The organism is Streptomyces sp. GC420 (genome assembly GCF_009916105.1).
Classification (GTDB): Bacteria; Actinomycetota; Actinomycetes; order Streptomycetales; family Streptomycetaceae; genus Streptomyces.
Genome location: NZ_JAAAXQ010000042.1, coordinates 1 through 14374 on the forward strand (window position 1 = coordinate 1; position 14374 = coordinate 14374).

Annotated in this window: 11 protein-coding genes and 1 pseudogene; 4 read left to right on the plus strand and 8 right to left on the minus strand. The window is 73.5% G+C overall.

Going from position 1 to position 14374, the window contains the following annotated elements; translation table 11 throughout:
* The 5 genes and pseudogenes from araD to GUY61_RS08235 form a co-directional block, all read right to left on the minus strand.
* A partial coding sequence (gene araD, locus GUY61_RS08215) for an L-arabinonate dehydratase (protein ID WP_243766273.1) occupies window positions 1–1801 on the minus strand: 1801 nt, incomplete at its 3' end.
* On the minus strand, window positions 1798–2700 hold the full coding sequence (locus GUY61_RS08220; protein ID WP_166629407.1) for a dihydrodipicolinate synthase family protein: 903 nt from the start codon (window positions 2698–2700) through the stop codon (window positions 1798–1800). The genes GUY61_RS08220 and araD, both read right to left, overlap by 4 nt.
* 213 nt (window positions 2701–2913) lie before the next feature.
* Window positions 2914–3615: a GntR family transcriptional regulator gene (locus tag GUY61_RS08225; RefSeq protein WP_166629408.1), complete on the minus strand. Its 702-nt coding sequence runs from the start codon at window positions 3613–3615 to the stop codon at window positions 2914–2916.
* Window positions 3616–4148: 533 nt separating this feature from the next.
* On the minus strand, window positions 4149–5357 hold the full coding sequence (locus GUY61_RS08230) for a hypothetical protein (protein WP_166629409.1): 1209 nt from the start codon (window positions 5355–5357) through the stop codon (window positions 4149–4151).
* A 78-nt stretch (window positions 5358–5435) separates the two neighbouring features.
* Window positions 5436–6402 (minus strand): annotated as a pseudogene (locus GUY61_RS08235) (5-dehydro-4-deoxyglucarate dehydratase).
* A 241-nt stretch (window positions 6403–6643) separates the two neighbouring features.
* On the opposite strand from GUY61_RS08235, the gene GUY61_RS08240 reads away from it, so the two are divergent.
* From GUY61_RS08240 to GUY61_RS08250, 3 genes are all read left to right on the plus strand, one after another.
* Window positions 6644–7453: an NAD(P)-dependent oxidoreductase gene (locus GUY61_RS08240; protein ID WP_166629410.1), complete on the plus strand. Its 810-nt coding sequence runs from the start codon at window positions 6644–6646 to the stop codon at window positions 7451–7453.
* A gap of 83 nt (window positions 7454–7536) precedes the next feature.
* The gene (locus tag GUY61_RS08245; RefSeq protein ID WP_166629411.1) at window positions 7537–7758 is read left to right on the plus strand and encodes a hypothetical protein; all 222 of its coding nucleotides are present in this window, start codon (window positions 7537–7539) and stop codon (window positions 7756–7758) included.
* A gap of 102 nt (window positions 7759–7860) precedes the next feature.
* Entirely contained in the window at window positions 7861–9042 is a 1182-nt protein-coding gene (locus tag GUY61_RS08250; protein ID WP_166629431.1) for a TerD family protein, read from the plus strand.
* 331 nt (window positions 9043–9373) lie between these two features.
* Here the strand turns inward: GUY61_RS08250 and GUY61_RS08255 are convergent, their stop codons facing one another.
* The gene (locus GUY61_RS08255) at window positions 9374–10831 is read right to left on the minus strand and encodes an alkaline phosphatase PhoX (protein WP_166629412.1); all 1458 of its coding nucleotides are present in this window, start codon (window positions 10829–10831) and stop codon (window positions 9374–9376) included.
* Window positions 10832–11100: 269 nt separating this feature from the next.
* Complete coding sequence (locus GUY61_RS08260) at window positions 11101–12693, minus strand: hypothetical protein (RefSeq protein ID WP_166629413.1); 1593 nt, start codon at window positions 12691–12693, stop codon at window positions 11101–11103.
* A gap of 425 nt (window positions 12694–13118) precedes the next feature.
* Between GUY61_RS08260 and dapA the strand changes: the two genes are divergently transcribed.
* Window positions 13119–14069: a 4-hydroxy-tetrahydrodipicolinate synthase gene (dapA, locus tag GUY61_RS08265; RefSeq protein WP_166629414.1), complete on the plus strand. Its 951-nt coding sequence runs from the start codon at window positions 13119–13121 to the stop codon at window positions 14067–14069.
* Window positions 14070–14085: 16 nt separating this feature from the next.
* Here the strand turns inward: dapA and GUY61_RS08270 are convergent, their stop codons facing one another.
* Entirely contained in the window at window positions 14086–14310 is a 225-nt protein-coding gene (locus GUY61_RS08270; RefSeq protein WP_166629415.1) for a hypothetical protein, read from the minus strand.
* Between the last annotated feature and the right edge of the window lie 64 nt (window positions 14311–14374).

The window sequence follows — 14374 nt, forward strand, 5'->3', positions numbered from 1 at the left end:
CGTTGACGACCCGGCCGCCGATGCGCAGGGTGCCCTCGGTGATGTCCTCCAGCCCGGCGATCATGTTCAGGGTGGTGGACTTGCCGTAGCCGCGTCCGTAGCGCGGGGCCGGCGGCTGCCAGGCCGCTCTCCGGGCGTCGAGCTCCGCGTCGTCCACCTCCAGGCGGAGGGTGCGTGCCGCCACGTCGAGGGTGATCCGGTCGCCGGTGCGGACGAGGGCGAGGGGTCCGCCGACGTACGACTCGGGGGCGACGTGGAGCACGCACGCCCCGTACGACGTACCGCTCATCCGGGCGTCGGAGATCCGCACCATGTCGCGGACCCCCTTCTTGAGGAGGTGGTCGGGGATGGGGAGCATGCCGTACTCGGGCATGCCGGGGCCGCCGAGCGGGCCGGAGCCCCGGAGCACCAGGACGCTGTCCTCGGTGATGCCGAGTCCGGGGTCGTTGATGGTGCGCTGCATCGTCCTGTAGTCGTCGAAGACGACGGCGGGTCCGGTGTGCCCCAGCAGGTGCGGCTCGGCGGCGATGTGCTTGATGACCGCGCCGTCGGGGCAGAGGTTGCCGCGCAGCACCGCCACTCCCCCCTCCTCGGCGAGCGGGTTGTCGCGGGGCCTGATGACGTCCGGGTTGTGCACGAGCGCGCCGTCGAGCTGTTCGCGCAGCGTGGCGTGGGCGACGGTGGGCCGGCCGAGGTGGAGCCGGTCCTCCAGCCGCGAGAGGAAACCGGGGAGTCCGCCGGCGAAGTGGAAGTCCTCCATCAGGTACTTCCCGCCGGGGCGGAGGTTGGCGAGGACCGGGACCGTGCGGGCGATGCGGTCGAAGTCGTCGAGCCGCAGCTCGACGCCGGACCGTCCGGCCATCGCGATGAGGTGGATGACCGCGTTGGTGGAGCCGCCGAGGGCGAGGACGGTGGCGACCGCGTCCTCGTAGGCCTCACGGGTCAGCAGCCGGGACAGCTTCAGGTCCTGCCACACCAGTTCGACGATCCGCATGCCCGAGGCGGCCGCCATCCGGTCGTGTCCCGAGTCGACGGCGGGGATCGAGGAGGCCCCGGGCATCGTGACGCCCAGCGCCTCGGCGGCGGCGGTCAGGGTCGAGGCGGTGCCCATGGTCATGCAGTGGCCGGGCGAGCGGGCGAGACCGCTCTCCAGCTCGGCCATCTCGCAGTCGCCGATGAGCCCCGCCCGCTTGTCGTCCCAGTACTTCCACATGTCGGTGCCGGAGCCGAGCACCTCGTTGCGCCAGTGGCCCGGCAGCATCGGCCCGGCCGGCACGAACACCGTGGGCAGGTCGGCGGAGGCGGCGCCCATCAGCAGCGCCGGGGTCGACTTGTCGCAGCCGCCCATCAGCACGGCCCCGTCCACCGGGTAGGAGCGCAGCAGTTCCTCGGTCTCCATCGCGAGGAGGTTGCGGTAGAGCATCGGGGTGGGCTTCTGGTACGTCTCCGAGAGGGTGGAGACGGGGAATTCGAGGGGGAAGCCGCCGGCCTGCCACACGCCCCGCTTGACCGCCTGCGCCCGGTCCCGGAGGTGGACGTGGCAGGGGTTGATGTCCGACCAGGTGTTGAGGATCGCGATGACGGGCTTGCCGAGGTGCTCCTCGGGGAGGTACCCGAGCTGCCGGGTGCGGGCGCGGTGGCTGAATGACCGCAGTCCTCCGGTGCCGTACCAGTGGTGGCTGCGCAGCTCCTCCGGCGTCCTGCGGCGGGGGGCCGACTTTTCGGCGCGGTGCGCGGTGCGGTCCTCGGGGCTGCCGGTGGTGGGGCCGTGGGTGCGGTCCTCGGTGCGGCCGGCGGTCATATGCCCCACCCCCCGACGAGGGCCGCGACGTCGGCGCGCTCCGTCTCGGGCAACTGCCCGATCGGCGGCCGCACGTCGCGGCGGCACAGCCCGAGCGCGGCCAGCGCCTCCTTGACGACGGTGACGTTGTTGGCGGCCTGGTCGGCGGCGCGCAGGTCCTCGAAGGGCCGGATCTGCTCCCAGATCTTCATGGCGCCCTGGTAGTCGGCGGCGCGCAGCGCCTGGAGCATCCCCAGCGAGACGGAGGGGGCGACGTTGACGAGCCCCGAGGTGAACCCGGTGGCGCCGACGGCCCAGTAGGACGGGGCGTACAGTTCGGCGAGGCCCGCGACCCAGACGAAACGGTCGAGCCCGGCGTCGCGGGCGACGGCGGCGAAGCGGGCCGCGTCCGGCACGGCGTACTTCACGCCGACGACATTGGGGCACAGCTCGCCGAGGCGGCCGATGGTGGCCCCGCTCAGCAGCGGGTTGCGGATGTAGGGCACCACGCCGAGTTCGGGAACGGCCTCGGCGATCTCGCGGTGGTAGTCGACCCAGCCGTCCTGCGAGACGTACGGGTGGACGGGCTGGTGCACCATCACCATCTCGGCGCCGATCTCGCGGGCGTGCCGCGCGCCTGCGACGGCGGTGGGCACGTCGTGCCCTACGCCGACGAGCACGGCGGCCCGGTCGCCGGCCTCGTCCACGGTGAGTTCGGCGACGCGGCGCCGCTCCTCGGGGGTGAGGGCGTAGAACTCGCCGGTGTTGCCGTTCGGGGTCACGGCCCGTACTCCGCCGTCGAGCAGTCTGCGCAGGAGCGCGCGGTAGGTGGTCTCCTCGACGCCGCCGTCGGCGTCGAAGGGGGTCACCGGGATCGCCACGACGTCTGCGAGTGCCGACCTCAGCGGTGAGTGGTCCATGCGGACTGCCCTTTCTCTGGCTTGCGTTGAGCCTGTGCCGAGCTCGTGCATCCGCGCTCGGTGTTCCTCGCCCGGTGGTGCGGCGTACCGCTGCGGACGGCGCCGTCGCGGTGCTGCGGTGACGTATGCGGCGGTGGTGCGGTGGTGCGTGTGCCCTGATGCGGGCGCGGGCGCCGGCGGGGCCGTCCCTTCACCGCGGACGCCCGCGCGGTCTCAGGGGGCCGTGCCCCCGGCGCCGGGGCCGGGGGGCTCCTGCCCGGGCAGCTGTCCCCCGGGGAACTCCTCCTCGGGGAAGGCACGGCGTACGAAGCAGGCGATGTGCTCGTGCAGCGCCTCGCCCGCCGCCTCGGCGTCGCCGTCGAGCGCCAGCCGCAGGATCCGCCGGTGCTCCTCCGCCTCCGTCTGCCAGGAGGGGTTGGCGGCCCAGGCGACCGCCGAGACCAGGGCGGCCTGATCGCGGACCTCGTCGAGCATCCGGGCCAGCAGCGGGTTGCCGCAGGGCACGTACAGCGCCCGGTGGAACTCCCGGTTCGCGAGGCTGCGGTCGGCGGAGTCGGTCGCCTCGTCCGCCCGCACCAGCGCCTCCTGCGCCGCCTCGAGCGAGGCCCCGCGCCGGATGCTGCGGCGCAGCGCCTCGGGCTCCAGCAGCAGGCGGACGTCGTACACCTCGCGTGCCATTGCGGCGTCCACCGCGCGCACGGTGACGCCCTTGTACTGGCTCATGACCACGAGCCCGGTACCGGCCAGCGTCTTGAGCGCCTCGCGCACGGGTGTCTTGGAGACCCCGAACTGCGCGGCGAGTTCGGTCTCGACGAGGGCCTGACCCGGGGTCAGCCGCCCGGTGAGGATGCCGTGCTTGATCGCTTCCAGCACGTACTGCGTGCGAGAGGGGATCGGGCTCGGAGCGAAGGTCATGGGGTCTCGGATCTCTCTCAGATCTCGCGTATCGCGTCTCATATATGACGTACGAAGTACGACGCGATGAAGCTAGGGCCGCCCATGTGTTTCGTCAATGCTTCGGACGGAAGAAGTTCGCGGCGCGGGTGTGAAGTGCGCTCGGGGTCAGGGAAGTTGCCAGGTGGGCGCGGCTATCCTCAGGCCGCGTGCACGCGGCCGCACGTGGCCGGTCGCGGCCGCGACGTGGACGACCGGACGCGTCCTGCGGGGCCGGCCGCGGCACGGCTCTCCGCCTTCGCGTGGCCATGGTCCGGCGGCTTCGGGACCCGGCGACGCGGTGGCGGTGGCCGCGGGTGTCCGGGCCAAGCCCCCGACGGGCGCGGGCAGTCCGGCGGCGCATGCCGACTTGGGCCAGAGCCGTCGTCGCGAGCCGGGGTCGGCGTGCGGGGACGGTTGTCGCCCGGCGGTCAGCCGTTCCTGCCCGCGGTGCGGGGTGCCGCTGTCGGGACTCGAGGGCCGCCTCCTTGCCACGGCCGGGCGACCGTGCGCGCTCACCCCACCTCGGCGAGCGCCTTCCGCACCAGTGCCAGGTCCTGGTCCGAGGCCAGGCCCGCGTGGTAGAGGCGGAGTTCGGTCGCCCCCAGCGATGCCGCGTGGGCAGCGTCCGCGGCCAGCGTGGCCGGGCTGCCGCCCATCCCCGCGACCACCGTGAGGTTGGCGGCCAGAACCTTCCCCGTGGCGTGGTCCCCGAACGGACCGAACATCGCCTCGCGTCCCGCCGCGGGTCCCGTACAGGGCAGCACAACGCCGTCCGCGAGTTCGAGGACGCGGGTGGGCGAGACCCCGGGGTTCGCCCCGGTCCTGTGCGGGGCCGGGTCGGCGTGCAGCAGGACCTGGAAGCCCTCGGGAGCGGCGGCCCGCACCGCCCGGACGGCCGCCTCCTGGAGCGTGCGGGCGGCCAGGGACCGGAACTCCAGGGTGGCCGCCGCGAGTTCCGCCCCGAGGAGCTCCCGCACGGCGTCCCATCCCCCGGGCGGCCCGGTCCGGCCCGCCCACAGGGGTGCCAGCGCCCGCCGTACCGCCTCCGCCAGTTCCCCGGCGTCCAGCCCCGCGTCCCGGTACCCCTCCGCGCAGGACGCGCAGAAGCAGAGCGACATCAGGTACTGCGCCGCCTCGCCGAGCGGGGCCCCGCCCACCTTGTCGTGCGCGTGCAGGTGCGCGAAGCCGTACCAGCCGCAGGACTCCAGCTCGGTGCCGCGCGCCCCGGGGCGCGCGGCGGCCTCCGCGGCCAGGTCGACGAGGTAGGAGCGCACCTCGGGCCGCGCGATGCACGGCGCCCACGGGTAGCGGTCGCCGTACGCGTTGACGACGGAGGTGTCGGGATGTTCGGCGCCCAGACGGGAGTTGTGGGCGAGGACCACCCAGGAGTGGACGTCGAGCCCCTCGGCCGCGAGGGCACCGGCGGCCTCGCCGAAGGGGTCGGAGGGCCGCGGCGGGTCCCCCGGGTCCCCGGCGGCCCACGCCCCGGGGGCGTACGGTCGCAGCCGTCGGCCCGCCCAGCGTTCCCGGCCGGCCGGGTACAGCACCGCGGCGTGCTCGGCGGTGACGACGCGGTGCCGCGGATGGCGGGGGGTCAGGGCCCGGGTGGAGTGGTAGGCGGAGGCGAGGGTCACCTGCCGGACGCCCAGACCGGCGATCCGGCGGGCGGCGTCGGGGTCGCCGATCACGTCCCAGGGGTAGACGAACGCGGAGGTCTTCACGGCGCGTACTCCAACAGCTCGGTACTCGGCCCTCGGCACCCGGGGCGCTCGGAGGACGGGGTGTTCGGGAGACGGTGCTCAGGAAGCGGGGTGCTGGGGTGCTCGGGAGGCGGTGGACCCAACCGGCAGCGTCAGACCGTACTCCACGAGCTCGGCCAGCCGCTTCACGTGCTCGGGCGCCGGCTCGCTCAGCGGCGGCCGCACCTCCCCGACGTCCGTGCCGCGCAGCCGCACTCCCGCCTTGACGAGTGAGACCGCGTATCCGCGCCCCAGGGCGCGCAGTTCCGCGAACGGACGGTAGAAGCCGTCGAGCAGGCGGCCCACGGTCTCGTCGTCGCCGCCGGCAAGGGCCCGGTGGAAGGCGAGGGCGATCTCCGGGGCGAAACAGAAGACGGCGGACGAGTAGCGGGTGATGCCGATGCCCCGGTAGGCGGGCACCGTGAGTTCGGCGGTCGGCAGCCCGTTGAAGTACAGGAAGTCCCGGCCGGGCAGTTCGGCGCGCACCGCGCTGACGGTCCGCTGCATCAGTTCGAGGTCGCCGTGGCCGTCCTTGAGGCCCACGATCCCGGGCACGCGCGCCAGTTCGACGACGGTCCCCGGGGTGAAGACCGCGTTGTCGCGCTGGTAGACGATCACGTCGAGCGAGGTGGCGGCGGCCAGTTCGGTGTAGTGCCGCAGCAGCCCCTCCTGCCCCGCGAGGACGAGGTACGGCGGCATGGCGAGCAGACCGTCGGCGCCCGCCTGACTCTGCGAGCCGGGCGTACCGGACGGCGAGCGCGGTCCCGTAGCCGGCGCCGGCGATCACGGGGACGCGGCCGGCGGCCTCGTCCACGGCCGCGGCGACGCAGTCGCGGAACTCCTCGGGGGTGAGGGCGTGGAACTCGCCGGTGCCGCAGCAGGCGAACACCGCCGCCGCGCCCGCCTCGACGCCGGCGCGCACGTGGGCGCGGAAGGCGTCGAGGTCGAGTGCGCCACCCGGGCCGAACGCGGTCACGGGGAAGAACAGCAGGCCGTCGAGGCGAGCGGCGAGCGGGGCTGAGGTCACGGACCCTCCCAGACGTGCATGCCTATGATTGTCGTCCATATCCCTGAACATGGTCACGCTAGGGCAGGCCGCAGGGGCCGGTCAAGGCGACTTGTCGGCGAAAACGGGCGGATCCGTCCGCCGCCGGGGGCACTTGACGGCAACCGGGGCGCTCCCTAGCGTGTCCACGCATGTGAATACCGTCCATGGACAGAGCGGCAGTCGGGCCGGTGCCCGCTGACCCGTACGAGGAGAGCCGTTCATGCCCGCTCCGCGCACCGTCCTGATCACCGGCGCCGCAGGCGGCGTCGGCACGCTCATGCGGGGCCTGCTGCCCGCGTACGGATACCGGCTGCGCCTGCTCGACCTCGTACCCGTGGAGGGCGAGCCGGACGCGGTCACCGCCGACCTCGGCGACAGGGAGGCCGTGCGCGAGGCGGTACGGGGCGTGGACGCGATCGTGCACCTCGGCGGCATCTCCCTGGAAGCCCCGTTCGAGAAGATCCTGCACGCGAACATCGTCGGCACCTACAACCTCTACGAGGCCGCGCGGGAAGAAGGTGTACGCCGCGTCGTCTTCGCCTCCAGCAACCACGCCGTCGGCTACACCCCGCGCCCGGTCGGCGACGACCCGCTGGTGCCCGCCGACACTCCGCACCGCCCCGACACCCGCTACGGTCTCTCGAAGGCCTTCGGCGAGGACCTCGCCCAGTTCTACTGGGACAAGCACGGCGTGGAGTCCGTGTCCATCCGCATCGGCTCCTGCTTCGTGGAGCCCACCTCCGTGCGGATGCTGTCGCTCTGGCTGAGCCCCGGCGACTGCGCGCGCCTCCTCGACGCGGCCCTGCGGGCCGAGCACGTCGGTCACACCGTCGTCTACGGGTCCTCGGCCAACACCCGGCTGTGGTGGGACCTGTCGACGGCGCGCGCCCTCGGCTACGAACCGCGGGACGACTCCGAGCAGTACGCCGAGAAGCTCATCGCCGAGCACGGCGAACCGGACCCCGCGTCCCCCGAACACGGCGTCCTGGGCGGGCACTTCACGACGAACCCGCCGCAGTGGCCGCACTGAGCGGCACCGGGCGGCGCGGGACGGACGGCTGCGCGCTCGGAAAACCCGTTGCCGCGGCTCCGGGGGGCGGACACGCTGGGGCCATGCCCCGACCCTCAGGCTTCGCCTACGAGCGGCACGCCGACGGCGCCGTACGCATCACCCACCACGGCCGCGCCGCCGGCACCCTGCGCGGCGGGCGGGCCGAGAAGTTCCTCGCGGAGGTCGCCTCGGGCGACGCCCAGCTGGTCATGGCCCGCTGGACCGGCGCGTACCGGCGGGGCAACGAGCGGACCGCCAGGGAACACCCGCGCAACCGGCGCTGACCAGGCACGCGAGCCGGACCGCCACCCCCTGTCGGTGAACCGTCCGGCGGTCGGTAAGGGAACGGTAAAGCGCACTCGCTCGTTATCACCGGCATGACAGCTATGACCCCCGGCTCGAACATTCCTCTCTCCGCCGCGCGCGTGGCGGTGGACGTCACCGCCCCGGTGCGGCTCGACGTATCGGGCCTGCTGCTCACCGCCGACGGCAAGGTGCGCTCCGACGACGACTTCATCTTCTACAACCAGCCGTCAGGGCCGGGCGTCACCTACCGCTCGGGCGGCGGGACGGCCCCGGACTCGATCACCGTGGACACCACGGCGGTTCCGCCCGGCATCGAGAAGATCGTCGTGACGGCCAGCCCCGACGCGGCGGGCCAGACCTTCCAGGGCATCGAACCGACCGCCACCATCCGCAACGCCGACGACGGCAGCGTGCTGGCCACCTTCACCCCGCCGCGCCTCGGCAGCGAGACGGCCCTCGTGGTGGCCGAGATCTATCTGCGGGGCGGCGCCTGGAAGGCCCGCGCGGTCGGCCAGGGGTACGCGAACGGGCTCGCAGGCATCGCCACCGACTTCGGGGTCACGGTCGAGGAACCGGCCGCCGCGCCCGCTCCCGCACCGGCGGCACCGCCGGCACCGGTGACCGCTCCCCCGGTTCCCGCCGCCGCACCCGCACCGCAGGCGCCCCCGGCCGCGCCCGCCACCGGGAAGATCAACCTGGACAAGGGCCGGGTGAGCCTCCAGAAGAACCAGACGGTGTCCCTGGTCAAGGGCGGCCGCCCGCTGCTCTCCCAGGTCAAGATGGGACTCGGCTGGGAGCCCGCCTACCGTGGCAAGGACATCGACCTCGACGCCTCGGTCATCGCCTACGGCCCTCAGCGCAACCACATCGACAGCTGCTACTTCGGCAAGCTGTCGATCCTGAACGGCGCGATCAAGCACTCCGGCGACAACCTCACCGGCGAGGGCGCGGGCGACGACGAGGTGATCGTCGTCGACCTCGGCCGGCTGCCCGCCGAGGCGACGGGGCTCGTCTTCACTGTCAACTCGTTCTCCGGGCAGAAGTTCACCGAGGTCGCGAAGGCCTACTGCCGCCTCATCGACGCCGCGACGGGCGAGGAACTGGTCCGTTTCGACCTCACCGGCGCCGAGCCGCAGACCGGCGTGATGATGGCGAAGCTGATCAGGCAGTTCTCGGGCGAGTGGGAGATGACGGCGATGGGCGACTTCGTGAAGTCCCGCACGGTCCGCGGCATGGTCAAACCCGCCGCCCAGGCGCTCTAGTGCCGCGTCGGCCGAGGTTCGCCCCGTCGCGACGCCCTGCACGGTACTCCCCCGCAGCCATCCGGAGCGCGGGAGGTACCCCCACGCTGCGTTGGCCGAAAGCCCGAGCAGGCCCACTACGAGGGCTTCCGGCCGCCTTGCGATGCTCCCCCTGCCTCCGGCGGGAGGTGCCCCCGGCACCGGACGCCGCTCCTCAGCGGGCAAACCCCGACCGACGCGGCACTAGCCCCGCCTCGGCACCGGCCTTCCGGGCCGGCCGGACGCCCGGGTCCCGCACCCCCGGGCGTCCGGTCGGCCTGCGCGGGGACGCACGGGTCCGCCGGCGGAGCACTCAGCGGCGGTGACGCTTCCAGGGGCCGGTGATGGCCAGCATGATTCCGGGCTTCTGGATGCTCGCGTACAGCGTTTTCCCGTCCGGGGAGAAGACGACGCCCGCGAACTCGCTGTACTCCGGTTCCTCCGCCGTGCCGATGTTCAGCTCGTTGCGCGCGACGGGATACATGCGGCCGGTGTCGGTCGCGCCGAAGAGGTGCTGGCCGCCGTCGCCGTCCTCGGCGATGATCAGCCCGCCGTACGGTGAGACCGTGATGTTGTCCGGGCCGTCGTAGCCGCCGTCCGCGGACGGGTCCTGATTGACGCCGAGCAGCACCTTCAGGGTCAGCGTCCGGCGGCGCGGATCGTAGAACCAGACCTGTCCGTCGTGCGGCCTGCCGGGGCTCTCGTCACGGGCGTACGAGGAGACGACGTACGCCCCGCCGTCGGCCCACCACATGCCCTCCAGCTTCCGCGCCCGGGTGACCTCCCCCGTGTCGAACTGCCGGCGCACCGGCACCGTGCGCGCGTCGCGGTCGGGCACGTCCACCCAGTCGACGCCGTACACCGTGCCGGTCTTCACGGCCCGGGAGAGGTCGTCGACGAACCGGCCGCCGGAGTCGTAGCACTTGGGGGCCTGGAGGGTGCCCGCGTCGTCCGCGAGGGCGCGGAACCTGCCGCGGCCGTGGTGGAAGCCGTGCGGCGGAACCCAGCGGAAGAACAGGCCGTTGGGGTCGGAGTCGTCCTCGGTGAGGTAGGCGTGCCCGCGCTGGGGGTCGATGACGACGGCCTCGTGGTCGAAGCGGCCGAAGAACTTCAGCGGCTTGGGCGAGCGGTTGGCGCGCCGGTCGGCGGGATCGACCTCGAAGACGTAGCCGTGGTCCTTGGTCATGCCGTTCTCGCCGGCCCGGTCGGAGTTCTCCTCGCAGGTCAGCCACGTGCCCCAGGGGGTGGTGCCGCCCGCGCAGTTGGTGGAGGTGCCGGCGAGGCCCACCCACTCGGCGACCCGGCCGTCGCGGTGCACCTCGACGACCGTGCAGCCGCCGGACGCCGCAGGGTCGTAGACCAGGTCCTCGGCGAGCGGCACGGGGTGCTCCCACCGGGAGCGCGGGCCCTTCAGCTCGTGGTTGTTGACGAGCAGGGTCGTGTCGCGCGGCCCTTCGAAGGCGGCGGTGCCGTCGTGGTTGGAAGGGGTGGACTCGCCCGATTCCAGCCTGGTCACGCCGGTGCGGGTGACGACGCGGTACGAGAACCCGGCGGGCAGGGCGAGCAGCCCGTCGGGGTCGGGCAGCAGCGGCCCGTACCCGGGCCCGTACCCCGCGCGCGCGTCGCCGTCCGCGTCCTCCGTGCTCTCGCCGATGTCGTGCGCGGCGAGAGCACCCGGCGCGGTGGCGAGCGCACCCGCGGCGCCGGCCAGCACGACCCCCGCCCCGGCGCGAGCGGATCGTCCGGTGAAGTCCCTGCGGGTGAGCGGCATCGTTTTTCTCCTGAGGAGACCTGAGGGAAGCATCCGACGTGGGGGTGTTGTCGCACCCACCGTTCCGCGCCCGCGCGAACGCCGGTTGAACACCGCCCTACGTCCCGTCTTCGTCCCGGCGACTTCGGCCGTGCCGCCTTCCCGTGGACCTCGATGCCCTGTGCCGCTGACGCCGGTCCGTACCGGTCCGTGCGGGCACGGACCGGTACGGACCGGCCGGAGGAGGGCCGGTCACGGCTCCGCCACGGCACGCGACGGGCCCGTGACCGTCAGGCCGGGCCGCGGGAGCGGGCCTTGTATGCCGCCTTGCGGGCCTCCTTCGCGGTCTTCTTGTCCGGGTGGAGACGGCCCATGGCCTCCAGGACGTCCGCGGTCGCCGGGTGGTCGACACGCCATGCCGCGTCGAGGAATCCGCCGAACTGACCGACCAGGCTCTCCACGAGTTCCCGCAACTCGCCGGTGTCCTCCTCGTGGCCGAGCTGGGCGGCGATGGTGTCGATGCTCAGCCAGAAGACCAGGTCCTGGCCGGGCGGCGGCACGTCCGCGGCGCATCGTTCGGCCAGCCAGACCCGTGCGAGGCCGCCCAGTTCCGGATCGCCGAGCACCTCGCGCACGGCCGGCTCCGCGGCGGGACCGATCAGGGCGAGGGCCTGCTGGCACAGGAGCCTGCGCCTCGGGCCCGCGGGGTCCGAGCCCTTGGCCGCGGCGAGGAGTTCCGCGGCCGCCGCCATCGCCTCGCGGCGGGCGAGCCACTGCTCGGTCTCGGCCCGCGCCGCAGTCTCCGGGTAGCCGGTGAGGGCGTCGAGCAGCGCGTCGGCACCCTTGTCGGAGAGGTCGCCCACCGCCGGAGCTGCCACGCCCGCCTCCAGCATTCGGGCACGTACGCCGTACAGGCCGAGCGGGGTGAGCCTGACCATGCCGTAGCGGGTGACATCCTCGTCGAGGAGGGCGTCGGCGCCCGCGCCGGCCGTCCCCGCGCTCGTACCCGGCTCGTCCCGCACCTCCCGTTCGGACTCGTCGGGCTCGTCGGGCTCGTCGGGCTCGTCGGGCTCGTCGGGCTCGTCGGGCTCGTCCAGCATGAGCGACTCGTCGACCGGCCGGTACTCGACGAGTCCGATCGGCTCCAGCATCCGGAACTGGTCGTCCAGGCGCATCATCGCCTCGGAGATCTGCCGCAGGACGGCGTCGGTCGGCTCCACCATGCCCTCGGGCAGGATCATCGACGCGGCCAGCGCGGGCAGCGGCACCGGGGCCTCCCCGCCCTCGCCGACCGTGAGGAGATACAGATTGCCGAGGACGCCGTCGAGGAATTCCGCCTCACCCCGCGCGCCCCGGCCCAGCGACTCCAGATCGACGTCTCCACCGCCGTCAAGGGCGTCGAGGAACTGGTCCAGCGGCGGCACGGCGGCGTCGGCGAGCACGGCCTCGAGCCCGCCGAGCCAGAGGTCGAGGATGTCCTGCGGGCTGCCCGAGGTGAGCAGCGCGAGGTCCGCGCCGGGAGTGGCCAGCCCGTGGAACTGCTCCTCGTCCCCGGCCGCTTCGGCGTCCGCGTCCCCGCCCGCCGCCCGGGGCGCCTCGTCCTCCGTCACGTCGAGCAGGCCGGTGTCGACCGCCAGCCGCCAGGCCTCGCTCGCGCACGCCGGACCCTCCGGTTCCGCCGCGAGGCCGAGCAGTCCGGCCGCCTCGGGAAGCAGCGCGTCGGGCAGTTCGCCGGCCGCGCCCACACGAACTCCCCCGCAGGAGCCCGCCCAGCGGGCGAGGCGCACCGCCCGGGTGAGCAGCGGAGCGGCGAGCGCGTCACGCGCGAGCTCCGCCGTCGGGCGCAGGCGCACCGGCGGCAGGGTCTGAGGGCTTGCGGCCATGAGTGGGGTCTCCTCCGGGTGTACGGAACATCCACGGCCCCCGGCGCAGACGGACTTCCCCCGATACCACCCGGTTCGCCCTCCCGCCCCGGACCGTGCACGCCTCAACCCTAGGCTCTGCCGGGCGCCCGCGCGGCCCGCCGGTGAACTCCGGCCCCGGGCACCGGTGACGGCCGACTCTTTGGCGTGAAACCACGCGAATCGCATTGCGCCACCCGGCACGAGCGCCTATGTGCTCCGTCGGCAGTCCGGTGCGTCACGGCACGTCACCCCATGTGCGGTCCGTCGCGCCCGGTCTCCGCCGGGCCCCCGGCACCCCCATTCGACAGCATCCCTTACCAGTTCACTGAAGAAGATTTAAGTAGAACTTCACCAGCGCCCTGGGAAGACTACGCACGCAACCCACCACCCACGGAAGGTCTCCCATGCCGGTGCCCGCCCCCTTCGGCCGCGCCCTGTGCGCCATGGTCACCCCCTTCACGCCCGACGGCAGCCTCGACCTCGACGGAGCGCAGCGCCTCGCCGACCACCTCGTGGGCGCGGGCGGCGGGTGCGACGGCATCGTGGTGAGCGGCACCACCGGGGAGTCGCCGACCACCACGGACGCCGAGAAGACGGCCCTGGTCCGCGCCGTGGCGGAGGCCGTCGGCGGCCGGGGCGCCGTCGTGGCCGGTGTGGGCACCTCCGACACCCGGCACACCGTCGCACTGGCCCGCGCCGCCGAATCGGCGGGCGCCGACGGACTGCTGGTCGTGACCCCGTACTACAGCCGCCCGCCGCAGGCCGACATCGAGGCCCACTTCCGGACCGTGGCCGACGCCGCCTCGGTACCGGTCCTGCTCTACGACATCCCGGGTCGCACCGGCACCCGGATCGAACCGGAGACCCTGCTGCGGCTGGCAGGACATCCGCGGATCGCCGGGGTCAAGGACTGCTCGTACGACCTGCTGGGGGCCTCCGCGGTGATCTCCCGCACCGGACTCGCGTACTACTCCGGTGTGGAGGAGTGGAACCTGCCGCTGTACGCCGTCGGCGGCGCCGGCTTCATCAGTACGGTCGCCAATGCCGCGGGCCCCGCGCTGCGCGCCGTCCTCGACGCCCATGACAGGGGCGCCAACCCGGACGCGACCCGCGGCCACCAGCGGCTGCTGCCCCTGATCGAGCTGATGATGGCCTCCGGCCTGCCGGGGACGGTCACCGCCAAAGCGCTCCTCGCCGCCCTCGGCCTGCCCGCGGGCCCGGTCCGCGCACCGCTGCGGCCCGCCGGCCGCGAGACGGCCGGCAGGCTGGTGCGGGCGTACGAGGATCTGCTGTCGGGCGCACCGTCCCGCGGACCGATCGGCGAGCCGGCGGACACAGCGCCCGGCACCCGCTGAGCGGGCTCGCGGCCGGTCAGTCCCAGGTGTGGTTGCCCCCGAGAAGCAGGAAGTGCTCCAGAACGTCCTCCATCGGATCGTCGATCTGGCCCGCGTTGACCAGCCCGATGCGGGGGCCGTTGTGGGAGGCGCGGTTGTACTCGTCGGCCCACGCCACACCGTCGAGCAGACCGCACACGGCCGTCGCCGCGACGGCCGTGGTCGCCCAGCGGGCCCCCGCCCGCGTCCAGTTCTTCGTCATTGCCGCTCCTCACCCTGTCGGCTCGGCGTCTGATCCGACACCCCTTCCACCTGTTCATCGGTCC